Annotated in this window: 27 protein-coding genes; 11 read left to right on the top strand and 16 right to left on the bottom strand. The window is 64.8% G+C overall.

Annotated features, from left to right (window positions below; all coding sequences use genetic code 11):
• Positions 1–63: 63 nt before the first annotated feature.
• The 5 genes from IP92_RS00825 to IP92_RS00805 are packed head-to-tail and all read right to left on the bottom strand — an operon-like array spanning position 64 to position 3,984.
• Positions 64–645 carry an SCO family protein gene (locus IP92_RS00825; protein ID WP_145872635.1) on the bottom strand — a complete coding sequence of 194 codons (582 nt, stop codon included), beginning with the start codon at positions 643–645 and terminating at the stop codon, positions 64–66.
• A 1-nt stretch (position 646) separates the two neighbouring features.
• Positions 647–1,540 carry a heme o synthase gene (cyoE, locus tag IP92_RS00820; RefSeq protein WP_145872634.1) on the bottom strand — a complete coding sequence of 298 codons (894 nt, stop codon included), beginning with the start codon at positions 1,538–1,540 and terminating at the stop codon, positions 647–649.
• Positions 1,537–2,658, bottom strand: a complete 1,122-nt coding sequence (locus IP92_RS00815; RefSeq protein WP_229418553.1) for a COX15/CtaA family protein — start codon at positions 2,656–2,658, stop codon at positions 1,537–1,539. Before IP92_RS00815 ends, cyoE begins: the two co-directional genes overlap by 4 nt.
• A gap of 2 nt (positions 2,659–2,660) precedes the next feature.
• Positions 2,661–3,278 carry an SCO family protein gene (locus tag IP92_RS00810; RefSeq protein ID WP_145872633.1) on the bottom strand — a complete coding sequence of 206 codons (618 nt, stop codon included), beginning with the start codon at positions 3,276–3,278 and terminating at the stop codon, positions 2,661–2,663.
• A complete protein-coding gene (locus tag IP92_RS00805; protein WP_145872632.1) occupies positions 3,244–3,984 on the bottom strand; it encodes an SURF1 family protein in 741 nt (246 codons plus the stop codon). Before IP92_RS00805 ends, IP92_RS00810 begins: the two co-directional genes overlap by 35 nt.
• A gap of 39 nt (positions 3,985–4,023) precedes the next feature.
• Between IP92_RS00805 and IP92_RS00800 the strand changes: the two genes are divergently transcribed.
• Complete coding sequence (locus IP92_RS00800) at positions 4,024–4,224, top strand: twin transmembrane helix small protein (RefSeq protein ID WP_145872631.1); 201 nt, start codon at positions 4,024–4,026, stop codon at positions 4,222–4,224.
• A gap of 252 nt (positions 4,225–4,476) precedes the next feature.
• Here IP92_RS00800 and IP92_RS00795 read toward each other — a convergent pair whose 3' ends face one another.
• The 7 genes from IP92_RS00795 to IP92_RS00770 all read right to left on the bottom strand — a co-directional run bounded on the left by IP92_RS00795 (position 4,477) and on the right by IP92_RS00770 (position 10,319).
• Complete coding sequence (locus IP92_RS00795) at positions 4,477–5,337, bottom strand: cytochrome c oxidase subunit 3 (protein WP_145872630.1); 861 nt, start codon at positions 5,335–5,337, stop codon at positions 4,477–4,479.
• Positions 5,338–5,354: 17 nt separating this feature from the next.
• A complete protein-coding gene (locus IP92_RS00790; RefSeq protein ID WP_145872629.1) occupies positions 5,355–5,540 on the bottom strand; it encodes a DUF2970 domain-containing protein in 186 nt (61 codons plus the stop codon).
• Positions 5,537–6,088 (bottom strand): cytochrome c oxidase assembly protein, encoded by a 552-nt coding sequence (locus tag IP92_RS00785; RefSeq protein WP_145872628.1) that lies wholly within the window; start codon positions 6,086–6,088, stop codon positions 5,537–5,539. The genes IP92_RS00790 and IP92_RS00785 overlap by 4 nt, the downstream gene beginning before the upstream one ends.
• A 1-nt stretch (position 6,089) precedes the next feature.
• On the bottom strand, positions 6,090–6,194 hold the full coding sequence (locus IP92_RS30355) for a cytochrome oxidase small assembly protein (protein ID WP_229418552.1): 105 nt from the start codon (positions 6,192–6,194) through the stop codon (positions 6,090–6,092).
• Positions 6,195–6,206: 12 nt separating this feature from the next.
• Positions 6,207–7,826, bottom strand: coding sequence for a cytochrome c oxidase subunit I (ctaD, locus tag IP92_RS00780; protein WP_145872627.1), 1,620 nt, complete (start codon positions 7,824–7,826; stop codon positions 6,207–6,209).
• 15 nt (positions 7,827–7,841) lie between these two features.
• The gene (gene coxB / locus IP92_RS00775) at positions 7,842–9,083 is read right to left on the bottom strand and encodes a cytochrome c oxidase subunit II (RefSeq protein ID WP_199271803.1); all 1,242 of its coding nucleotides are present in this window, start codon (positions 9,081–9,083) and stop codon (positions 7,842–7,844) included.
• 321 nt (positions 9,084–9,404) lie between these two features.
• Positions 9,405–10,319 (bottom strand): methyltransferase domain-containing protein, encoded by a 915-nt coding sequence (locus IP92_RS00770; protein WP_145872626.1) that lies wholly within the window; start codon positions 10,317–10,319, stop codon positions 9,405–9,407.
• A 60-nt stretch (positions 10,320–10,379) separates the two neighbouring features.
• Between IP92_RS00770 and IP92_RS00765 the strand changes: the two genes are divergently transcribed.
• The 4 genes from IP92_RS00765 (at position 10,380) to IP92_RS00750 (ending at position 13,084) form a co-directional block, all read left to right on the top strand.
• Entirely contained in the window at positions 10,380–11,120 is a 741-nt protein-coding gene (locus IP92_RS00765; protein ID WP_145872625.1) for a ComF family protein, read from the top strand.
• An 18-nt stretch (positions 11,121–11,138) separates the two neighbouring features.
• Positions 11,139–11,609: a tRNA (uridine(34)/cytosine(34)/5-carboxymethylaminomethyluridine(34)-2'-O)-methyltransferase TrmL gene (gene trmL, locus IP92_RS00760; protein WP_145872624.1), complete on the top strand. Its 471-nt coding sequence runs from the start codon at positions 11,139–11,141 to the stop codon at positions 11,607–11,609.
• A gap of 123 nt (positions 11,610–11,732) precedes the next feature.
• Complete coding sequence (locus tag IP92_RS00755) at positions 11,733–12,500, top strand: transposase (protein ID WP_145873253.1); 768 nt, start codon at positions 11,733–11,735, stop codon at positions 12,498–12,500.
• Between the two features lie 125 nt (positions 12,501–12,625).
• Positions 12,626–13,084 (top strand): DUF421 domain-containing protein, encoded by a 459-nt coding sequence (locus tag IP92_RS00750; RefSeq protein WP_145872623.1) that lies wholly within the window; start codon positions 12,626–12,628, stop codon positions 13,082–13,084.
• Here IP92_RS00750 and rfaE2 read toward each other — a convergent pair.
• The gene (gene rfaE2, locus IP92_RS00745) at positions 13,065–13,556 is read right to left on the bottom strand and encodes a D-glycero-beta-D-manno-heptose 1-phosphate adenylyltransferase (protein WP_145872622.1); all 492 of its coding nucleotides are present in this window, start codon (positions 13,554–13,556) and stop codon (positions 13,065–13,067) included. The two genes, IP92_RS00750 and rfaE2, sit on opposite strands and share 20 nt — an antisense overlap.
• A 92-nt stretch (positions 13,557–13,648) precedes the next feature.
• On the opposite strand from rfaE2, the gene IP92_RS00740 reads away from it, so the two are divergent.
• From IP92_RS00740 to IP92_RS00730, 3 genes are all read left to right on the top strand, one after another.
• Positions 13,649–14,590, top strand: coding sequence for a hydrogen peroxide-inducible genes activator (locus IP92_RS00740; RefSeq protein WP_145872621.1), 942 nt, complete (start codon positions 13,649–13,651; stop codon positions 14,588–14,590).
• 8 nt (positions 14,591–14,598) lie between these two features.
• Complete coding sequence (gene ubiA, locus IP92_RS00735) at positions 14,599–15,474, top strand: 4-hydroxybenzoate octaprenyltransferase (protein ID WP_145872620.1); 876 nt, start codon at positions 14,599–14,601, stop codon at positions 15,472–15,474.
• 111 nt (positions 15,475–15,585) lie between these two features.
• Positions 15,586–15,960: an ElaB/YgaM/YqjD family protein gene (locus IP92_RS00730; RefSeq protein ID WP_145872619.1), complete on the top strand. Its 375-nt coding sequence runs from the start codon at positions 15,586–15,588 to the stop codon at positions 15,958–15,960.
• A gap of 174 nt (positions 15,961–16,134) precedes the next feature.
• Here the strand turns inward: IP92_RS00730 and IP92_RS00725 are convergent, their stop codons facing one another.
• Genes IP92_RS00725 through IP92_RS00715 form a run of 3 tightly spaced genes read right to left on the bottom strand, consistent with a single transcriptional unit; the run spans position 16,135 to position 17,929 of the window.
• Complete coding sequence (locus IP92_RS00725) at positions 16,135–16,392, bottom strand: hypothetical protein (protein WP_145872618.1); 258 nt, start codon at positions 16,390–16,392, stop codon at positions 16,135–16,137.
• Positions 16,389–17,216 (bottom strand): pyrroline-5-carboxylate reductase, encoded by an 828-nt coding sequence (gene proC / locus IP92_RS00720; protein WP_145872617.1) that lies wholly within the window; start codon positions 17,214–17,216, stop codon positions 16,389–16,391. Before proC ends, IP92_RS00725 begins: the two co-directional genes overlap by 4 nt.
• Positions 17,213–17,929: a YggS family pyridoxal phosphate-dependent enzyme gene (locus IP92_RS00715; RefSeq protein WP_145872616.1), complete on the bottom strand. Its 717-nt coding sequence runs from the start codon at positions 17,927–17,929 to the stop codon at positions 17,213–17,215. The genes proC and IP92_RS00715 overlap by 4 nt, the downstream gene beginning before the upstream one ends.
• Positions 17,930–17,988: 59 nt before the next feature.
• On the opposite strand from IP92_RS00715, the gene IP92_RS00710 reads away from it, so the two are divergent.
• Genes IP92_RS00710 through IP92_RS00700 form a run of 3 tightly spaced genes read left to right on the top strand, consistent with a single transcriptional unit; the run spans position 17,989 to position 20,698 of the window.
• On the top strand, positions 17,989–19,032 hold the full coding sequence (locus IP92_RS00710) for a type IV pilus twitching motility protein PilT (protein ID WP_145872615.1): 1,044 nt from the start codon (positions 17,989–17,991) through the stop codon (positions 19,030–19,032).
• Positions 19,033–19,053: 21 nt separating this feature from the next.
• Complete coding sequence (locus tag IP92_RS00705) at positions 19,054–20,190, top strand: PilT/PilU family type 4a pilus ATPase (protein WP_145872614.1); 1,137 nt, start codon at positions 19,054–19,056, stop codon at positions 20,188–20,190.
• A 22-nt stretch (positions 20,191–20,212) separates the two neighbouring features.
• Entirely contained in the window at positions 20,213–20,698 is a 486-nt protein-coding gene (locus IP92_RS00700) for a glutathione peroxidase (RefSeq protein WP_145872613.1), read from the top strand.
• Positions 20,699–20,770 lie beyond the last annotated feature (72 nt).

Raw genomic sequence — 20,770 nt, 5'->3', positions numbered from 1 at the left:
GAACCCGGCTGGAAGGTGGGGGCACCTGCCGGGGATGCAAGCTTAGCAGGAATGCACGGCTGCTCAGACGAGCAGCTGCTTCAGGTCGTGCACGATCGGCGCCGGGCCCTGGTTATGGCGCAGGAACAGGCGCGCCTTGCCCTGCTTGTCGAACACGAAGCTGCCCGCCGTGTGGTCGATCGAGTACTGGCCCGGCTCCTTGCCCGGCACCTTCTGGTAGAACACCTTGAATTCCTGCGCCGTCTGCGCGATCTCGGCCGGCGTGCCGTACAGGCCCACGAAGCGCTGGTCGAACGCCGGCGCGTACTGCTTCAGGAGCTCGGGCGTATCGCGCTCCGGGTCCAGCGTCACGAACAGCACCTGCACGTCGTTCGCCTGCGGGCCCAGTTCCTTCATCACGGCGGCCATTTCCGACATCGTCGTCGGGCACACGTCCGGGCACTGCGTGAAACCGAAGAACAGCACGACGACCTTGCCCTTGTACGTCTCCAGCGTCACCGGCTTGCCGTTGAAGTCCTTCAGCGAGAAGCCCTTCGCGTATTCGAGCCCCGTGATGTCGGTGTTCTTGAAATCCGCCTTCTTCTCGGAGCAGCCAAACAATACGAACAGCGACAGCATGCACAGCACGGCGATGAGTTTTTTCATGTCAGATCCGGATATAGTGATCGACCAGCAGCGCCGCGAACAGCAGCGCCAGGTAAATGATCGAGAACGCGAAGGCCTTGCGGGCCAGCAGGTCGCTGTAGTTACGCCAGATGCGCCAGCCGTACCACAGGAAGATCGCATCGAGCACGACGGCACTGGCCAGGTAGATCACGCCGCTCATGCGCACGGCGAACGGCAGCAGCGTCGTCGCGGCCAGCGCGATCGAATACAGGAACACGTGGAATTGCGTGAACGGCAGGCCGTGCGTCACCGGCAGCATCGGCAGGCCGGACTTCGCATAGTCGTCGCGCCGGTACAGTGCCAGCGCCCAGAAGTGCGGCGGCGTCCACAGGAAGATGATCAGCACCAGCAGCCAGGCCTGCATCGGCACGTCGTTGGCGATGGCCGCCCAGCCCAGCGCCGGCGGCATCGCCCCGGACAGCCCGCCGATGACGATGTTCTGCGGCGTCGCCGGCTTCAGGATCATCGTGTAGATGACGGCATAGCCGACGAACGTGACGAACGTCAGCCACATCGTCAGCGGGTTCACCAGCGCATAGAGGATCCACATGCCGGCCCCGCCGATGACGGCCGAGAAGATCATCGTCTGCGCCGGCGTGATCTCGCCCAGCGCCATCGGCCGGCGCGCCGTGCGCGCCATCCGCGCGTCGATCTCGCGCTCGGCCAGGCAGTTGACGGCGAATGCGGCGCCGGCCAGCAGCCAGATGCCGATCGTGCCGGCGACGACGACGCGCCAGTCCGGCAGGCCATCCGTGGCGAGGAACATGCCGATCACCGCGCAGAACACCGCCAGCTGCGTCACGCGCGGCTTCGTCAGCGCCCAGTACTGGGCGACGCGGCTGTTCTGTCTGTGTGTTGCGGTGTGGGCGGTCATGGGGTGGGCATCAGGAACTTAGCCCGGTAGTTTACCATGGTCAGTAACAGCACGAGGGCGGCCGCCCCGGCGTTGTGGAGCACCGCGATCGTCAGCGGGAAGCTGAGGTAGATCGTCGCCACACCCGTCGCGGCTTGCAGGATCAATACGGCGGCGATGCCCTTGACCGGCTTGCGCAGCGCCGGCACGGCCCACGCGCGCCAGCAGGTATAGCCCAGCACCGCGATGACGACCAGCGCAAAATTGCGGTGCACCCAGTGGATGGCCGTCAGCGCGGCAAACGGCAGGTAATGCCCGGCGGACGTCTTGCCCAGTTCGCGCCACAGGTGGAAGCCGTGTTCGAAGTCCATCTCCGGAATCACCTTGCCACCGCCGCACAGCGGGAACTCGGTGCAGGCCAGGGTCGCGTAGTTCGTGCTGACCCAGCCGCCGAGGAACAGCTGCACGAGCAGCACGAGACCTGACAGCGCCGCCAGCAGCCGGATGCGCAGCAACGCGGCCGCAGGTACGCCAGCGCTGCCGAACGGCGCCAGCGCATGGTCCTGCCGGCCGCCGAACCACGTCAGCAGCGCCAGCAGGCCCATGCCCAGCAGCAGGTGCGTCGTGACGATGACGGGCTGCAGCTTCAAGGTCACGGTCCACGCGCCGAACGCGCCCTGCAGGCAGACGAAGAAGAACAGCAAGGTCGGGTAGCCCGGCCGGATCGACGGCACCGCGCCCGCGGCGCGGTCGCGCCGCCAGCGGTACCACGCCACGGCCATCATCGCCATGATCAGGATGCCGATCGCCATCGCGAAATAACGGTGGATCATCTCGATCCACGCCTTGACCATCGTCACCGGGCCGGTGGGCTGCAATGCCTCGGCGGCGCGGATCTCGTCGTGCGCCAGGAACGGGTTGGCCAGGCCGTAGCAACCCGGCCAGTCCGGGCAGCCGAGGCCCGAGTCGGTCAGCCGGGTGAACGCGCCGAACACGATCAGGTCGAACGTGATGAACACGGCGATCCAGACGAGCTTGCGGTACTTGTTGGCGTCCTTCGAGATCCACACGATCGACAGCGGCAGCAGCGCGACGATCAGCGCCGTGATGGCCATCTGGGCCAGCGTAGTATGATGCATGGTTATCCTATCGCCGACGCCTTCAGCAGCTTGCCGATGTCCCGCTTCACCTTGGTAGGGTCGGGGTTCTTCGGGAAGCGCATCATCAGGTGGCCGCGCGGGTCGATCATCCAGATGTGGTCCTGCGCCTTGCCCCCCTGCTCCACCGGCAGCCATTTGTAGACGGCGTCCGCCGGCGCGCGCAGCATCCGCGTGCCGTCGTTCACGCGCAGCAGCATCGTCTCGAGCGGTTCGTCGTCCGTGATCAGCCACACGCGTTCGATGCGTTCCATCTCCTTGCCCTGCATCGTGCGCAGCTGGCGCATCGCGAACAGCTGGTCCTGGCACGCCTGGTCGCAATCCGAGCCGCCCACCTTCAGCATCACCCACTTGCCCTGGAACGTCCCCAGCGTCATGGGGTCGCCGGCCAGCGTGCGCGTGGCCATCGGCGGAATCGGGTGGGCGCGCGGGTCGATCAGCGTGCCGTAGTTGTTGCGTGCCGTCGGCTTGATCACGTAATACGTCACGTAGGAGGCGATCAGCGGCGCGGCGCACACGGCCAGCACGGCCAGCAGCTTCCAGCGCCCGCGCGCCTTGTTCGGTTGATCAGCGGTTTGGCTTTGGGTTTTGCTTTGATCCACTGCGTAATCCGGTAAAGAGGAAGAACAGGAAGGCCATCAGCGCCAGCGCATACCACTGGAACGCATAGCCGCGGTGCTTGTCGATGCCCAGGTCCGCCTTCGGCCAGTCGCGTACCAGCGCACCTTCGCTGCCGTCGCGCGACGTCTGCTCCAGCACCAGGTAATGCAACGGGCGCTGCAACGTGCGCATCGCGTCGTCGAGGTCCACGTTCTGCACGATCGCACCGGCCGTCGGCGCCTGCGGCTGGCCCAGCTGCCACACATGGCCCGCGCCGGGCTTGGCGACGCCTTCGACGGTGACGGTACCGGTGGGCGTCGGGTATGGCGCGATGCGCGTGCGGTCGCTTGGGTCGCGGGGAATCCAGCCGCGCGCGACCAGCACGTGCATCGGCGAGCCTTCCACCTGGAACGGCATCAGCACGACGAAGCCGGCGCGCCCGTCATGCGGCCGGTTGTCCAGGTAGATCGGCCAGTCGCGCACGAAGGTACCCGTCACGCGCACGCGGTGATACATCAGCGGCGCGGTGGAGCGCGGCTCGGGGCCCAGCTCGATCGGTGCGGCACCGGTTCCGGTGGCCAGCTGCGCCGCGATGGCCTCTTTTTCGGCCGCGCGGCGGTCCTGCCAGCGGCCCAGCGCGATGCCGAGCGCCACCAGCGCCAGCATGGCGATGAACGCAACGGGTTTAAAACGGAAAGCGATACGCATTACAATGAACGCCTCACCTTTGCCGGCCGGCCTTTCAACATGAAAATCTTCGTCGCCATCGCGTTCATCCTGATCATCGGCAGCCTCGGTTCGGCGCTGTTCTACCTGATGCGCGACAAGGGCGGCAGCCCGCGCACCTTGCGCGCACTGGCGCTGCGGGTCGGCTTCTCGATCACGCTGTTCGTCATCATCCTGGTGCTGTACAAGCTGGGCTACATCCAGCCCACTGGCCTGCACTGAGTGGCAGGCACTGAGCGGCATCCATTAAGCGGCTGGCGCTGACCGGCCAAAGAAAAAGCCGCAGCGACAACGCGCTGCGGCTCGTTCGTCGGCAGCCGATTATAGCCCCGCCGCGCGGCCCTGGGACTATGACATAAAGTCCCAGCATCCCAGGAAGCTTGTCACGAGTGGTCAGGGCAAGGTCCGGCGCCGCAGACAGTGCTCAATGCACGGCAAGGCGCCGCAACGCAGCCATGGCCGCTCGTGGCAAGCTTACAGCCAGTACACGACGACGTACAGGCCGAGCCAGACGACGTCCACGAAGTGCCAGTACCACGCGGCGCCTTCGAACGCGAAGTGGTGATCGGGCGTGAAGTGCCCCTTCATCACGCGCACCAGCACGACGGCCAGCATGATCGCGCCCATCGTCACGTGGAAGCCGTGGAAGCCCGTCAGCATGAAGAACGTGGAGCCGTAGATGCCGGACGACAGCTTCAGATTCAGCTCGCTGTACGCATGCATGTACTCGTAGGCCTGGAAGCCCATGAAGATCGCGCCCAGCAGGATCGTCGCCGCCAGCCAGATGGCCGTCTTCTGGCGTTTGCCATGCTGCAGCGCGTGGTGGGCGATCGTCAACGTCACGCCGGACGTCAGCAGCAGCGCCGTGTTGATCGTCGGGATCGGGAACGGGCCCATCGTCGTAAACGTATCCACCACGCCGGCCGGCCCCCCGTTGCCCCATTGCGCGGCGAAGTCGGGCCAGAGCAGCTTGTGGTCGAGGTCCGCCAGCCATGGCATCGTGATCGTGCGGGCATAGAACAGCGCACCGAAGAACGCGCCGAAGAACATCACTTCCGAGAAGATGAACCAGCCCATCGACCAGCGATACGAATAGTCGATGCGCTTGCTGTACATGCCCCCTTCCGACTCGCGGATCGCGTCGCCGAACCAGCCGAACAGCACGGCCAGCATCGCCAGGATGCCGACGAGGCACACGATGCGGCCCCAGGCCGCGTCGTTGACCCAGCCGGACGCGCCGATCATCGTGACCAGCATGGAGATCCCGGCGAGCATCGGCCAGCGGGATGGACCGGGCACGAAGTAGTACGGTGCCGTGGCTTGATTCGAACTCATCTTCATCTCCTCGAATGCTATTGTGATACCACCAATTTGACGACAGTTATCAATATGCCGATGAACAGCGCGGCCGCCAGCAGCGCCGCGACGATCACGTGGATCGGCTTCAGCTTGGCCGGGTCCTGCTCGAAGTCGCTCTTGCGGCGCAGCCCCACGAACGACCACAGTACCGCCTTCAGCGTGTACAGGAAGCCCTTCACAGCTTGCCGCCCGCAGCCGGGCTTTGTGCCAGCCCTGCCACCTCGATGAACGTGTACGACAGCGTGATCGTCTTCACTTCCCGCGGCAGTTGCGGGTCGATGTAGAACATCACCGGCATCTGCTTCGCTTCATGCGCCTGCAAGGTCTGCTGCTTGAAGCAGAAGCACTCCACCTTCTTGAAATGCGGCATCGCGCTCTGCGGCGCATAGCTCGGCACCGCCTGCGCGTTGACGGTGCGGCCTTGCGAGTTCACGACCTCGTAGACCACCGTCACCATCTCGCCCGGATGCACCGTCACGCTGTTCGTCGTCGGGCGGAAGCGCAACGTACCCTGCACATTGCTGTCCAGCTCCACCGTGATGCTGCGCGTGCGGTCCACCTGCGTGTTTTGCGGCGGCGCCACCGTGCCGTCCTTCTGCGTCAGCACGTTGATGCCGAGCGCTTCGCAGATGTGGCGATAGACCGGGATCAGCGCATAGCCGAAGCCGAACATCGCCACCGCGATCACGAGCAGCTTGCCGAGCAGCCTGCGGTTCTCGGGGTTCATGTCACACGGCCAGCAGGCGCTTCGCGATCACGGCGACGAAGAACGCCAGCGCGATCGTTCCGAGGATCAGCGCCAGGCGCAGGTTGCTTTGCTTCTTCGGATCCATCGCGCGTTCGCCTTATTTCACTTGCGGCGGCGTTTCGAACGTGTGGAACGGCGCCGGCGACGGCACGGTCCACTCCAGCCCTTCGGCGCCCTCCCACGGCTTGGCCGGCGCGGCCTTGCCGCCGCGGATCGTCGGCAGCACCACGAAGAACAGGAAGAACACCTGCGTCAGGCCGAATCCGAACGCGCCGACCGACACGATCGAGTTGAAGTCGGTGAACTGGGCCGGGTAGTCCGCATAACGGCGCGGCATGCCCGCCAGACCCAGGAAGTGCATCGGGAAGAACGTGATGTTGAACGTGATCAGCGACAGCCAGAAGTGCGTCTTGCCCAGCGCCTCGTTGTACATGTGGCCCGTCCATTTCGGGCCCCAGTAGTAGAAGCCTGCAAACAGCGCGAACAGCGAGCCGGCCACCAGCACGTAGTGGAAGTGCGCCACCACGTAGTAGGTGTCCTGCACCTGGATGTCAATCGGCGTGACGGCCAGGATCAGGCCCGTGAAGCCGCCCATCGTGAACACGAAGATGAAGCCGACGGCGAACAGCATCGGCGTCTCGAACGTCATCGAACCCTTCCACATCGTGGCGATCCAGTTGAACACCTTCACGCCCGTCGGCACGGCGATCAGCATCGTCGCGTACATGAAGAACAGCTGCGCGGTGATCGGCATGCCGGTCGTGAACATGTGGTGCGCCCACACGATGAACGACAGGATCGCGATCGATGCCGTCGCGTACACCATCGATGCGTAGCCGAACAGCGGCTTGCGGGCAAAGGCGGGAATGATCTGCGAGATGATGCCGAAGGCCGGCAGGATCATGATGTACACCTCGGGGTGGCCGAAGAACCAGAAGATGTGCTGGTACATAACCGGGTCGCCGCCGCCGGCGGCGTTGAAGAACGAGGTGCCGAAGTGGCGGTCCGTCAGGGTCATCGTGATGGCGCCGGCCAGCACGGGCATCACGGCGATCAGGAGGTAGGCCGTGATCAGCCAGGTCCAGCAGAACATCGGCATCTTCATCAACGTCATGCCGGGGGCGCGCATGTTCAGGATCGTCACGATGATGTTGATCGAGCCCATGATCGACGAGGCGCCCATGATGTGCATCGCGAAGATCGCCATGTCCATGCCCGGGCCCATCTGCGTCGACAGCGGCGCGTACAAGGTCCAGCCGGCCGCGGTGGCGCCGCCCGGTGCGAAGAACGAACCGGCCAGCAGCAGCGCGGCCGGCGGCAGCAGCCAGAAGCTGAAGTTGTTCATCCGCGCGAACGCCATGTCGGACGCGCCGATCTGCAGCGGGATCATCCAATTCGCGAAGCCGACGAAGGCCGGCATGATGGCGCCGAACACCATCACGAGGCCGTGCATCGTCGTCAGCTGGTTGAAGAATTCAGGGCGGAAGAACTGCAGGCCGGGCTGGAACAGCTCGGCGCGGATCATCAGCGCCAGCACGCCGCCGGACAGCAGCATGACGAACGAGAACCAGAGATAAAGGGTGCCGATGTCCTTGTGGTTGGTGGCGAACAGCCAGCGGCGCAGGCCGTGCGGATGGTCATGCGCGTGGTCGTGATCATGCGCGTGATCGTGGCCGGCCGCGTGATCGTGGCCGTGATCGAATGTCGTCGTGCTCATCGTAATGCTCCTGGATTACTTGCGTGCTGCCACAATTTCGGCCGGTTGGACGATGTTCTGCTCTGGCTTGTTCGACCAGTTGTTGCGCGTGTACGTGATCACGGCGGCGATGTCGGTATCCGACAGCTGCTTCCACGCCGGCATCTCGGCCTGGTACTTGCCGCTCTTCTGGCCGTTCAGCAGCACGTGGATCTGGGCGGCCTTGTCGCCGTTGACGACGGGCGAACCGTCCAGCGGCGCGAACGAGCCGGGCACGCCCTTGCCGGTAGGCTGGTGGCACACGGCGCAATTGGCAGCGTAGACCTTCTCGCCCTTCGTCTTCAGCTCGTCGATGGTCCAGGTCTTGTTCGGATCGTCCGCCAGCTTGGCCATCTCGGCCTTCTTCGTGGTGACCCAGGCCGTGTATTCGTCGGCCGTGACGACCTTGACGACGATCGGCATGAAGGCGTGCTCCTTGCCGCACAGTTCCGCGCAATTGCCGCGGAAGGTGCCGGTGTGCTCCGACTTGAACCAGGTATCGCGCACGAAGCCGGGAATCGCGTCCTGCTTGACGCCGAACGCGGGGATCATCCACGCGTGGATCACGTCGTTGGCGGTGGTGACGATGCGGATTTTCTTGTTGACGGGGACGACCACCTCGTTGTCCACCTCGATCAGGTAGTTCTCGCCGCGCTTCTCGGTGGCCGGGCTGCCCGGCATGCCGATCTGCGTGCGCGGCGTATTCAGGTTGGAGATGAACGAAATGCCTTCGCCTTCGCCTTTCAGGTAGTCGTAGCCCCACTTCCACTGCATGCCGGTGGCCTTGATCGTGATGTCGGCATTGGACGTGTCCTTCATGCCGACCACGGTGCGGGTGGCCGGCAGCGCCATGCCGATGACGATCAGGAACGGCACGACCGTCCACGCGATTTCGACGGCGGTCGATTCATGGAATGTGGCGGCCTTGTGGCCGACCGATTTGCGGTGCTTGAAGATCGAATAGAACATCACGCCGAACACGGCGACGAAGATGACCAGGCAGACGATCATCATCCAGTTGTGCAGGCTGTAGATTTCGGAAGCGATCTGCGTGGCGGCCGGTTGCAGCGTCATCTGGTTCGGCATCGGCCCGCCGGTGCCGCCGGTTGCAGCGGTGTAGGTACCTGTGGTACCGGTTGTCGTAGCTGCCTGCGCAGCCCACGCCGGCAAGCCGGCGAGCGCGGCCAACGGGGCCGCCAGCAGCGCGTGATGTCGCTTCGGTCGCTTCGCAAGTTTCATATTTTCCCCAAAACCACCCAAGATATAAGAAAAATTGTACTGCGACGACCTGCCTGTGGCCGGTGGTCGTCGTGCATTCATACACATGGTTCTCCCGGAGGGGAACCGTGACATTGCCACCGGCACAGACTCAATATCACCGATGACGCTGACTATTGATGCCCTGCTCATTCTGACCGTCCTCCGCCGAATTCTTTATGTCCGGTTGGAAAAAACTGGCCAAAACAGTCAAGGATTATAAGCACTACTACTTAGCCCTATCAAGGGAAATTGCGGTTCTGTTAATGCTGCGGCGCGACACGCTTTCTCCCTTTCTGCTTGTTATTTCGGGCGCTGCGGAGAAAAGCGGATGATCGCCTCCCCGTCTTTCGTCGTGCGCGGTTCCGGCCGGAAGGCGTGGCCGTAGATGACTTCAAAGGTCAACGGCAACGTGCCGTCGTCGCGGCGCTGCTTGTCCAGCGCGGCCAGCAGTTTCGCATGCGCGGCCCGGCCCAGCAGGCCCTTGCGCCCCGTCGTCAGCGGATTGCCGCCCAGCGCACGCACCTCGGCCAGCAGCTTGTTGGGATCGCTGTACGTGACCGTGATCTTCTCCATGTCCATCACGGGCGTCGAGAAGCCGGCCTCGACGAGCTGGTCGCCGAAGTCGTGCATGTCGACGAACGGCAGCGTGTGCGGTGCAAGATCGACGTCGGCAAACGCGGCGCGCACTTCCTGCAGCGAGTCGGGGCCGAAGCACGAGAACATCAGGAGGCCATTCACGCGCAGCACGCGGCGCCATTCGGCGAACACGCGGTCCGGCTGCGGATGCCAGTGCAGCGCGAGGTTGGACCAGACGAGGTCCATGCTGCCCGGCCCGAGAGGCAGCTCGGCGAAGTCGCCGCAGACGAGGTCGATGCCGCTCTTCGCCGGCAGCAGCTTCGTGATGAAGCGGTTGAAGCCCTTGGCCGGCTGGTTGTCGGCGGCGCGCAGCATCGCGGCCGACGCATCGACGCCGACGATCTGGGCCGCGGCATACATTTTCTGCAACATCGGCAAGTCGCCGCCCGTGCCGCACCCGGCGTCGAGCACGCGCTGGGGTGCGAGGCGGACGAGTTCCAGGCGCTCGTGCATCCGGTGGGCGATCTCGCGGCGCAGGAAATCGGCGCCGGCGAGCCGCTCGGGGCGGTCAAACAACGCGCGGACACGCTCCAGGTCAATCGGCGCGGAGAGTTTCGGGGGACGAGCGGGGGCATGCATGGGGAATTCGTGGGATGAGTGCGATAATGTGCGCAGTTTACATGCTTGGAGCAAAACGCGATGGCGCCTGTTGCTTCGCACGCGCTGGCGAGGTGGTTACCTGCTTTGCTGCAGGGCTTGCTCCCATCGGCGTGCGTGCTGTGCGGCACCCATGGTCGCGACGCGTTGTGCCCGCCTTGCCGCGGCCAGTTCTTCGGCGTGCGCGAGGCCCGCTGCCCCGTCTGCGCGGAGCCGCTGCCAGCTGCCGCCCAAGGCATCGCCTGCGGGCGTTGTGTCGCACGCCGGCCCGCGTTCGATGCGACGATCGCCGCCGCGCCATACACGCTGCCGCTCGACCGCCTCGTGCTGGAATTGAAATTCGCCGGCCAGCTCGCCCATGCCCGGCTGTTCGCGGACCTGATCGCGGACGCGGTGCGCGCCATGCCGGGCTTCACGGCACCGGCCGTACTGTGCCCGGTGCCGCTGGGCGACGGGCGGCTGGCCGAGCGGGGCTTCAACCAGGCACTGGAGATCGCGCGGCCGCTGGGCCGCCTGCTGGGCATCGCGGTGGTGCCACGGCTGGCCGAGCGGGTGCAGGAGACGTCCGCGCAAAGCAAGCTGCACGGCGCGCGGCGGCGGGCCAACGTGGCCCATGCATTCGCGGTGCCGGAGCGCGCGCTGGTCGAAGGCCGGCACATCGGCATCGTCGACGACGTGATGAGCAGCGGCCAGACGCTGGGCGCGCTGGCGGCAGTCTTCAAGCGGCACGGCGCGGCGCGGGTGACGAACTTCGTGTTCGCCCGCACGCCGCTGCGTAGTTAAGAACATGAGGAGAATGTGTTGTTTCATGTAGTACTGGTCCACCCGGAAATCCCGCCGAATACCGGCAATGTCATCCGGCTGTGCGCCAACACGGGCGCGCAGCTGCACCTGATCGAACCGCTGGGCTTCCCGCTGGACGACGCCAAGATGCGGCGCGCCGGCCTCGACTATCACGAGTACGCGAACATGCAGGTCCACAAGGACTGGGACGCGTTCCTGGCCGCCGTCCAGCCCGACACCAAGCGTATATTCGCGATGACGACGCACGGCTCGACCCCGTTCGCCCAGCTGGCATTCCGCCCCGGCGACGTGTTCGTGTTCGGCTCGGAAACGAGCGGCCTGCGCCCCGAGTTCCGCGAATCGTTCCCAGCCACGCAGCGAATCCGCGTACCGATGCGGCCGGGGAATCGCAGCATCAACCTGTCGAACACGGTGGCCGTGGTGGTCTACGAGGCGTGGCGGCAGAATGGGTATGACGGCGGGGCGTGAGTTACGGCTGGGTTCGTGTCCCTCTGGGGTCAGACCCCAGAGGGACACGAGGTCAGCTGTATGCAAGATACGGCGCGTGATGCAGCTCATCTCAGGCAAACTCATGCATGCTAACTTGGTCGGATGGCCCGATCCCTTCGTACTCAATATCCTGGCGCGCTGTATCACATCACGTCCCGCGGCAATCGCCGTGCGAACATCTATGTCGACGAATACGACTACTTGATGTGGCAAGAGCTGCTTGGCAAGACCGTCGATCGCTTCAGTTTTCTCGTGCATGCGTTCTGCCAGATGCCGAACCACTTCCACCTGCTGCTGGAGACCGTCGAAGCAAACCTGTCTGACGGCATGCGCTACCTGAACGGCACGTACGGGCAGAAGTTCAATTGGCGGCACAAGCATGTCGGCCATGTCGTGCAGGGACGCTTCTTCTCGGACGTCGTGAATCGGGACGCCCAACTCCTGGCGGTATCACGCTACATCGCGCAAAACCCGGTACGTGCCGAGCTCGTGAGCGATGCCGATGGATGGCGCTGGGGCAGCCATCGACACCTCAGCGGCGACCTGTCAGCACCACCATGGCTGCAAACGGAATGGCTTCTCAGCCAGTTCAGCACTGGGAGTTTGAAGTGCGCCCAAGCGAAATATCGCGCGTTCGTCGACGCTGTGCCGTTGGCGGAGAACCCGCTCCAGCCAGACAGCGAAAGGTCCTTCGCACCTCGGGAGGCGCTATCTCTACAGCAATATCAACAGCGGTATAGCGATCCGAATGAGGCGATGGCGATGGCATATTTGTCCGCGTCGTACACGAGGCAGGAGATCGCCGAATATTTTGGCGTTTCCATCAAGACTGTCGGCCGGGCAATCGCTCGTTTCAAACTGCGCCGCTGAGCTCGTGTCCCTCTCGGGTCTGACCCCAGAGGGACACAAGCTCATCAGTTAGCCCCCCCACCAGTGTTGGCATAACAACACGAAAAGTCGTATAAGCAATCCATCGCAGCTTCGATGGAGGTGCCATGTTCGATATGGATGTGCCGTGGTGGGAGTTCATTGCGCGTGCGGCGGTCGTCTACTGCTTCCTGCTCATCATGGTCCGCATAACCGGCAAGCGGACGATCGGTCAGTTCACGCCGTTTGACCTGCTCGTCGTGATGCTGCTGTCGGAATCCGTGTCGAATGCGCTCAATGGCGGCGATAACTCGCTGCCCGGTGGCTTGGTGAGCGCGGCCACGCTGATCGCGCTGAACGTCGCGTTCGCGGTGGCGACGTCACGCAGCCGCAAGATCGCGGACTTCGTCGACGGCAGGCCCGTGCTGCTGGGCCGCGACGGCAAGTTCTACGACGACGTCGTCAAGAAGTGCCGCGTGGCCGAGGGGGACGTCGAGCAGGCGCTGCGCGAGGCCGACTGCCCGCTGCACAAGATGAAGTGCGCGTTCCTCGAGCCGGACGGCAAGATCACGATTTTGCAGAACTGAACTCGCGCACCTTCGCCAGCAACTTCGTCGTCGAGCGGTCGTGCTCGAAGTCGATCGCCACCGCCTTGCCGCCATAGCCCAGCACCGCCTGCCCTTCGGGAATCGCCGTCATGTCGTAGTCGCCGCCCTTCGCGTAGATCTCCGGGCGCGCTTCCTGCACCACCTCGAGCGCCGTGTCCTCGTCGAACGGCACCACCAGCGCCACCGATTCCAGCGCGGCCAGCACGGCCATCCGGTCGGCCAGCGTGTTCAGCGGACGGTCGTCGCCCTTGCCCAGGCGCTTCACGGAGGCGTCCGTATTGACGGCCACCACCAGCGACGCGCCCAGCTCGCGCGCCTGCGCGAGGTAGGTTACATGGCCGCGGTGCAGGATGTCGAACACGCCATTGGTCAGCACGACCGGCTTGGGCAGCGCGGCCACGCGTGCAGGCAGTGCGTCGCGCTGGCAGATCTTTTCTTCGAAACGGGGCATGGCAATACTCGGGACAGGGTCGTGGGGCAGCCATTATAACGAGTGCATTCCGTTACAATAGCGCGGTCCACGCTCTGTGCCTCATTGACTTTATGACACTGACAGAACTGAAATACATCGTCGCCGTCGCGCGTGCCAAGCACTTTGGTCACGCGGCGGAAGCCTGCTTCGTCGCCCAGCCCACGTTGTCGGTGGCGATCAAGAAGCTCGAGGACGAGCTGGGCGTCACGCTGTTCGAGCGAGGCGGTGCCGAGATCTCCGTCACGCCGCTGGGCGCGCAGATCGTCGCGCAGGCCGAGCGCGTGCTCGAGCAGACGGCGGCCATCAAGGAGCTCGCGAAACAGAACAAGGACCCGCTGTCCGGCCCGTTGCGCCTGGGCGTCATCTACACGATCGGCCCGTACCTGCTGCCGCCCCTCGTGAAGACGATGATCGAGAAGACCCCGCAGATGCCGCTGATCCTGCAGGAGAACTTCACCGTCAAGCTGCTCGAGCTGCTGCGCCAGGGCGAGCTGGATGCGGCCATCATGGCGCTGCCGCTGCCCGATCACGGCATGGCGATGCAGACGCTGTACGACGAGCCTTTCGTCGTGGCGATGCCGCGCCAGCACCCGTGGGCCGGGCGCGAGCGCATCCCCGCCGAGGACCTGAAAAGCGAGACGATGCTGCTGCTCGGTGCCGGCCACTGCTTCCGCGACCAGGTGCTGGAAGTGTGCCCGGAGATGGCGCGCTTCTCGACGCCCGGCAACGGCATGCAGCGCACGTTCGAAGGTTCGTCGCTGGAGACGATCCGCCACATGGTGGCCTCGGGCATCGGCCTGACCGTGCTGCCGCGCGCCTCGGTGCCGGACATGGACGCCAAGGACGGCATGCTGCAGTTCCGCTATTTCGAAGACCCGCAGCCGTCGCGCCGCGTCGTCATCGTCTGGCGCAAGAGCTTTACCCGCAAGGCGGCGATCGATGCGCTGTGCGACGCGATCGCGCAGATCCACCTGCCCGGCGTCACGCCGCTCTGCAACGACACTACCGCCTGAGGACCACCGTGCACGCGCCCGCCCCCGCCGCCAGCAAACTGGAACTGTACTTCCGCCTCGTGCGGCTCGACAAGCCGATCGGCACCGTGCTGCTGCTGTGGCCGACGCTGACCGCGCTGTGGCTCGCCTCCGGCGGCGTGCCGGCGTGGCACCTGCTCGTCATCTTCTGCCTCGGCACCTTCCTGATGCGCTCGGCCGGCTGCGCCGTCAACGACTACGCCGACCAGGACTTCGACCGCCACGTGAAACGCACGGCGGACCGCCCCATCACCAGCGGCCGCGTCAGCGGCAAGGAAGCGCTGGCGATCGCCGCCGGCCTGTCGCTGGTGGCGTTCCTGCTGATCCAGCCGTTGAACGCTCTCGTCAAGCAGCTGTCCGTCGCGGCGCTGATCATCGCCGGCACCTACCCCTACTTCAAGCGCTTCTTCGCGATCCCGCAGGCGTACCTGGGCATCGCATTCGGCTTCGGCATCCCGATGGCATTCGCCGCCGTGCAGGACAGCGTGCCCGTGTGGGCCTGGCTGCTGCTGGTCGGGAACGTGTTCTGGGCCGTGGCCTACGACACCGAATACGCGATGGTCGACCGCGACGACGACCTGAAGATCGGCATCAAGACCTCCGCCATCACGTTCGGCCGCTACGACGTGGCGATCGTGATGCTGTGCTATGGCGTACACCTGGCGATCCTGCTGGCCGCCGGCGCGCACTTCGGCCTCGGCATCTGGTTCAAGGCAGGCATCGCCATCGCCGCCGCCTGCGCCGTTTATCACTACTTCCTGATCCGCGGGCGCGAACGTGCGCCTTGCTTTGCCGCGTTCCGCCACAATAACTACCTGGGAGCGGCCGTGTTTGCCGGCATCGCGCTCGATTACGCGCTGCGCTGACCTGTTGGAAAGGTAGCGCGTACGATCGCGCGGAAATAGTTGCGTGAGCGCAATGCCATCACACGCCGCCGCCTACACTAGGTTTCCGGACAATCCAACAACGAGGCGATCATGGATCAGACGACGAGCAATTCCACCGGCGGCAACAGCGTCGGCAACGGCAAGACCTATGAAGCGGGCAGCGACAACACGGGCGCACGCGAGCGCCTGATGGGCGATCTGAAAAACGCGATTGGCGAAGCGGAACAATGGCTGCGCGGCGCCGCCAACGCCGGCACCGAGGAACTGGGCGAAGTGAAGTCGAAATTCCAGGACACGCTGCGCACGGCCAAGGGCGACCTGCTGAAGCTGGAAGACAGCGCGGTAGCGAAGGCGAAGCTGGCCGCGCAATCGGCCGACACGTACGTGCACGACAATCCTTGGAAGTCCGTCGTCATCGGCGCTGTCGTCGGCCTGCTGGCCGGCGTCATCATCTCGCGCGACTGACGCGCGAATGCGGTAACGGAAACGGCCCAAGCGGGCCGGTGCCACCGAGCGCACCGCAATCCCGTGCTTTCATCCCAACGGCAAATGCCGGGGTCAGACCCGCCGGGTCTGACCCCAGGGTTCGGGCCCCGGGTTGGTCTTGACTGAACGGCATTCGCCCATGCGGGCCATTGCTTATTGGCGCTGCGCCGCCGGCACGCGCAGCATCAGCGCCACCAGCCACATGCCGAACGAAATCGCCCTCCACAATCCGGCGAACGCAAAGCAATACAGCACGAACTGATAGCCGTTCATCTGTCCGATCCGGGGCAAGCCGGCGCCTTCCATCAGGTACAAGCAGACCAGGGTCGTCAGCGCGCCAGCCAGCCCAGCGAACCACCATTTGCGCTCCAGTTTATTCACTGCGTATCCGTTCTCGTTGGTGGCGTTCACGCATCCTTGCCCATCTGCTCGCCCAGCTCCCTGCCCCGCTCCGCCGCCGCCTTGACCGCGGCGACGATCGCGTTCTTCACGCCGCTGTGCTCCATGCTCGTCAGCGCCGCGTACGTGGTGCCGCCTTTCGATGTGACCCGTTCGCGCAGCACGCTTACCGGTTCGCTGGAACGTGCCGCCAGTTCGGCCGCGCCCGTGAACGTGGCCTTCGCCAGCTCCAGCCCCTGCTCCGCCGACAGGCCCAGCTCGACGGCGGCCTGCTGCATGGCCTCGATGAAGTAGAACACGTAGGCCGGGCCGCTGCCCGACACGCCCGTCACCGCATCGATCTTCGCTTCGTCGTCGAGCCACACGGTGCTGCCCACGGCCTTCAGCACCTGGTCGGCCGCGGTGCGCTGCGCCTGCGTCACGCTGGCCGCGGCCACCACGCCTGTTACGCCCTTGCCGATCAGCGCCGGCGTGTTCGGCATGCAGCGCACGATCGCATCATGGCCACCCAGCCAGCGCGACAGGTCGACGATGCGGATGCCGGCCGCGATGGACAGCACCAGCGGCGTATGCGCCGCACCCGCCAGCAGCGGCGCCAGCGGCGCGAGCGCTTCGCGCATCGACTGCGGCTTCACGGCCAGCACGATCACTTCGGCGGCCACGACGTTCGCATCGATCGCGCCGGCCGTCGTCACGCCATGCGCGGCATGCAGTGCTTCCAGTGCGGCCGGATTCGGGTCGACGACGTGGATGCTGGCGCCCGGCGTCACCTTGCCGGCGAGGCCGGCGATCAGCGCGGCAGCCATATTGCCGCCACCGACGAATGCAATCTTCATGCTTGCTCCTTGTTGTATGTGCGTGCGCCGAAAATGGCGCTGCCGACGCGCACGATCGTCGCGCCTTCGAGGATCGCCGCGCGCATGTCGGCGGACATCCCCATCGACAGCGTATCGAAGCCGGCACCGAAGCGTTCACGCAGCTGTTCGTACAGCACGCGCATGGCGGCAAACGCCGCGCGCTGCTCGGTGAAGTCGTCGGACGGTTCGGGAATCGCCATCAGGCCGCGCAGCCGCAGGTTCGGCAGCCGCGCCACCGCCTCGGCCAGCTCCGCCACCTCGGCGGGCGCGACGCCGCTCTTGCTGGCTTCACCGCTGATGTTGACCTGCACGCAGACGTTGAGCGGGCCCAGCCCGGCCGGGCGCTGGTCGGACAGGCGCACTGCGATCTTCTCGCGCTCGACCGTATGCACCCAGTCGAAGTGCTCGGCGATGGGCCGCGTCTTGTTGCTTTGTACAGGGCCGATGAAATGCCACACGAGCCGTTCGCCCGGCAGCGCGACGCTTACCGCCGCGATCTTGTCGACGCCTTCCTGCACATAGTTCTCGCCGAACGCGCGCTGGCCCGCGGCGGCGGCGGCCAGCACGGCGTCGGGGCCGAAGGTCTTCGACACGGCCAGCAACTGGACCGCATCAAGTGGGCGCCGCGCCTCGTTCGTGGCCGCCACAATGGCATCTCTGACAGCTTGCAAACGCTCTGGAATTGAAGACATAATCAAAAAGTGCGCCAGCCTTCTACGCTGGCGTTAATTTTATGGCACAGGGATTATAAATGGACATCTCCGAACTGCTCGCTTTCTCCGTGAAGAACAAGGCTTCCGACCTGCACCTGTCGGCCGGCCTGCCGCCGATGATCCGTGTCCACGGGGATGTCCGCCGCATCAACCTGCCGCCGCTCGAGCACAAGGACGTGCACGGCATGATCTATGACATCATGAACGATGCGCAGCGCAAGGCCTATGAAGAGATGCTCGAGGTGGACTTCAGCTTCGCCATTCCGGGCCTGGCGCGCTTTCGCGTCAACGCCTACAACCAGGAGCGCGGCGCATCGGCCGTGCTGCGCACGATCCCGTCGAAGATCCTCACGCTGGAAGAGCTGAACGCGCCGCGCATCTTCGCCGACTTCGCGCTGAAGCCGCGCGGCCTCGTGCTCGTCACGGGCCCCACCGGTTCCGGTAAATCGACGACCCTGGCGGCGATGGTGAACCACCTGAACGAGAACGAGTACGGCCACATCCTGACGATCGAAGACCCGATCGAATTCGTGCACGAGTCGAAGAAGTGCCTGATCAACCAGCGCGAAGTGGGCCCGCACACGCTGTCGTTCAACAACGCGCTGCGCTCGGCGCTCCGCGAAGACCCGGATGCGATCCTCGTCGGCGAGCTGCGCGACCTGGAGACGATCCGCCTCGCGCTGTCCGCCGCCGAAACGGGCCACCTCGTGTTCGGCACCTTGCACACGTCGTCTGCGGCGAAGACGATCGACCGTATCGTCGACGTGTTCCCCGCCGAGGAAAAGGAGATGGTGCGGGCGATGCTGTCCGAATCGCTGCAGGCCGTGATCTCGCAGACGCTGTTGAAAACCAAGGACGGCTCCGGCCGCGTCGCAGCGCACGAAATCATGGTGGGCACGCCGGCCGTGCGCAACCTGATCCGCGAAGCGAAGATCGCGCAGATGTACTCGGCGATCCAGACCGGCAGCAACGCCGGCATGCAGACGCTGGACCAGAACCTGACGGACCTTGTGCGCCGCAACGTGATCTCGGCCGCGACCGCGCGCGCCGCCGCCAAGATCCCCGAGAACTTCCCCGGCTGATTCAGACAAAAAGGAGCGGCGATGGAACGCGACCAGGCATCCAAATTCATGTTCGACCTCTTGCGCCTGATGGTGAACAAGAAGGGGTCGGACCTGTTCATCACGGCCGGCTTCCCGCCCGCGATCAAGATCGACGGCAAGCTGACGCCCGTGTCGGCCCAGCCCCTGACGGCCGCGCACACGGCCGACCTGGCGCGCGCGATCATGAACGACAAGCAGGCCGCCACGTTCGAGCAGACCAAGGAAGCGAACTTCGCGATCAGCCCGGGCGACCTGGGGCGCTTCCGCGTCTCCGCGTTCGTGCAGATGAGCGCCTGCGGCATGGTGCTGCGCACGATTAACAGCACGATCCCGCACCTGGACGATCTCGGCCTGCCCGAAGTGCTGAAGGACGTCGTGATGGCCAAGCGCGGCCTCGTTGTGATGGTCGGCGCCACCGGCTCGGGCAAGTCGACCACGCTGGCCGCGATGGTCAACCACCGCAACGAGAACAGCCACGGCCACATCATCACGATCGAGGACCCGGTCGAATTCGTCCACCCGCACAAGAACTGCATCGTCACGCAGCGCGAGGTGGGCGTCGATACGGAAGACTGGGAAGTGGCGCTGAAGAACACGCTGCGCCAGGCGCCGGACGTGATCCAGATCGGCGAGATCCGCGACCGCCAGACGATGGACCATGCGATCGCCTTCGCCGAGACGGGTCACCTGTGCCTGGCGACGCTGCACGCCAACAGCGCCAACCAGGCGCTGGACCGCATCATCAACTTCTTCCCGGAAGAGCGCCGCCAGCAGCTGCTGATGGACCTGTCGCTGAACCTGAAAGGCATGATCTCGCAGCGCCTCGTGCCGCTGAAGGAAAGCCGCGGCCGCGCGGTGGCGATCGAGATCATGCTGAACTCCCCGTTGATCTCCGACCTGATTTTCCAGGGTAAGGTCCACGAGATCAAGGAGCTGATGAAGAAATCGCGCGAGCTGGGCATGCAGACGTTCGACCAGTCGCTGTTCGACCTGTACGAGGCGGACAAGATCAGCTACGAGGATGCGCTGCGCAACGCCGATTCCGTCAACGACCTGCGGCTTGCGATCAAGCTGGAAGGCAAGGGCGCGAAGACGCGCGACCTGGCCGCCGGCACCGAACACCTGGGCCTCATCTGAGGACACCGAACAAGGAGACGCCATGAGCACCGTGCACGATTTTTCCGCCGTCAGCCTGGCGGGCCAGCCCGTCAATCTCGCGCAGTACCAGGACAAGGTACTGCTGGTCGTGAACACCGCGAGCGCATGCGGCTTCACGCCGCAATACGCCGGCCTCGAGAAACTGTATAAACGGTTTCACGAACAGGGCTTCGAAGTGCTGGGCTTCCCGTGCAACCAGTTCGGCGCACAGGAACCCGGCACGCACGACGAGATTGGCGCCTTCTGCGAAAAGAACTTCGGCGTCACGTTCCCGCTGTTCGCGAAGATCGACGTCAATGGCGACAATGCCCATCCGCTGTACCAGTACCTGAAGAAGACGGCGCCGGGCCTGCTGGGGACGGAGGCGATCAAATGGAACTTCACCAAATTCCTGATCCGCCGCGACGGCACCGTGGCCCACCGCTATGCGCCGACGACCAAGCCGGAAGAGCTTGTCCAAGACATCGAAGCGCTGCTCGCCGAATAAGATTCGGAATGGTTGCGCTGCACCGCACAAAACCCGGCTCATCGGCGCTTGTACCATAGATGAAACCGATTT

The organism is Pseudoduganella flava, assembly GCF_007830495.1.
Classification (GTDB): Bacteria; Pseudomonadota; Gammaproteobacteria; order Burkholderiales; family Burkholderiaceae_D; genus Rugamonas; species Rugamonas flava.
This window is presented reverse-complemented; position numbering and strand designations above follow the sequence as displayed.

Bases quoted from the DNA above. Each gene is read 5' to 3' on its own strand.
- IP92_RS00825 (WP_145872635.1), bottom strand. From the start codon at position 645: ATGAAAAAACTCATCGCCGTGCTGTGCATGCTGTCGCTGTTCGTATTG.
- cyoE (WP_145872634.1), bottom strand. From the start codon at position 1,540: ATGACCGCCCACACCGCAACACACAGACAGAACAGCCGCGTCGCCCAG.
- IP92_RS00815 (WP_229418553.1), bottom strand. From the start codon at position 2,658: ATGCATCATACTACGCTGGCCCAGATGGCCATCACGGCGCTGATCGTC.
- IP92_RS00805 (WP_145872632.1), bottom strand. From the start codon at position 3,984: ATGCGTATCGCTTTCCGTTTTAAACCCGTTGCGTTCATCGCCATGCTG.
- IP92_RS00800 (WP_145872631.1), top strand. From the start codon at position 4,024: ATGAAAATCTTCGTCGCCATCGCGTTCATCCTGATCATCGGCAGCCTC.
- IP92_RS00795 (WP_145872630.1), bottom strand. From the start codon at position 5,337: ATGAGTTCGAATCAAGCCACGGCACCGTACTACTTCGTGCCCGGTCCA.
- IP92_RS00785 (WP_145872628.1), bottom strand. From the start codon at position 6,088: ATGAACCCCGAGAACCGCAGGCTGCTCGGCAAGCTGCTCGTGATCGCG.
- IP92_RS30355 (WP_229418552.1), bottom strand. From the start codon at position 6,194: ATGGATCCGAAGAAGCAAAGCAACCTGCGCCTGGCGCTGATCCTCGGA.
- ctaD (WP_145872627.1), bottom strand. From the start codon at position 7,826: ATGAGCACGACGACATTCGATCACGGCCACGATCACGCGGCCGGCCAC.
- coxB (WP_199271803.1), bottom strand. From the start codon at position 9,083: ATGAAACTTGCGAAGCGACCGAAGCGACATCACGCGCTGCTGGCGGCC.
- IP92_RS00770 (WP_145872626.1), bottom strand. From the start codon at position 10,319: ATGCATGCCCCCGCTCGTCCCCCGAAACTCTCCGCGCCGATTGACCTG.
- IP92_RS00765 (WP_145872625.1), top strand. From the start codon at position 10,380: ATGGCGCCTGTTGCTTCGCACGCGCTGGCGAGGTGGTTACCTGCTTTG.
- IP92_RS00755 (WP_145873253.1), top strand. From the start codon at position 11,733: ATGGCCCGATCCCTTCGTACTCAATATCCTGGCGCGCTGTATCACATC.
- IP92_RS00750 (WP_145872623.1), top strand. From the start codon at position 12,626: ATGTTCGATATGGATGTGCCGTGGTGGGAGTTCATTGCGCGTGCGGCG.
- rfaE2 (WP_145872622.1), bottom strand. From the start codon at position 13,556: ATGCCCCGTTTCGAAGAAAAGATCTGCCAGCGCGACGCACTGCCTGCA.
- IP92_RS00740 (WP_145872621.1), top strand. From the start codon at position 13,649: ATGACACTGACAGAACTGAAATACATCGTCGCCGTCGCGCGTGCCAAG.
- IP92_RS00730 (WP_145872619.1), top strand. From the start codon at position 15,586: ATGGATCAGACGACGAGCAATTCCACCGGCGGCAACAGCGTCGGCAAC.
- proC (WP_145872617.1), bottom strand. From the start codon at position 17,216: ATGAAGATTGCATTCGTCGGTGGCGGCAATATGGCTGCCGCGCTGATC.
- IP92_RS00715 (WP_145872616.1), bottom strand. From the start codon at position 17,929: ATGTCTTCAATTCCAGAGCGTTTGCAAGCTGTCAGAGATGCCATTGTG.
- IP92_RS00710 (WP_145872615.1), top strand. From the start codon at position 17,989: ATGGACATCTCCGAACTGCTCGCTTTCTCCGTGAAGAACAAGGCTTCC.
- IP92_RS00705 (WP_145872614.1), top strand. From the start codon at position 19,054: ATGGAACGCGACCAGGCATCCAAATTCATGTTCGACCTCTTGCGCCTG.
- IP92_RS00700 (WP_145872613.1), top strand. From the start codon at position 20,213: ATGAGCACCGTGCACGATTTTTCCGCCGTCAGCCTGGCGGGCCAGCCC.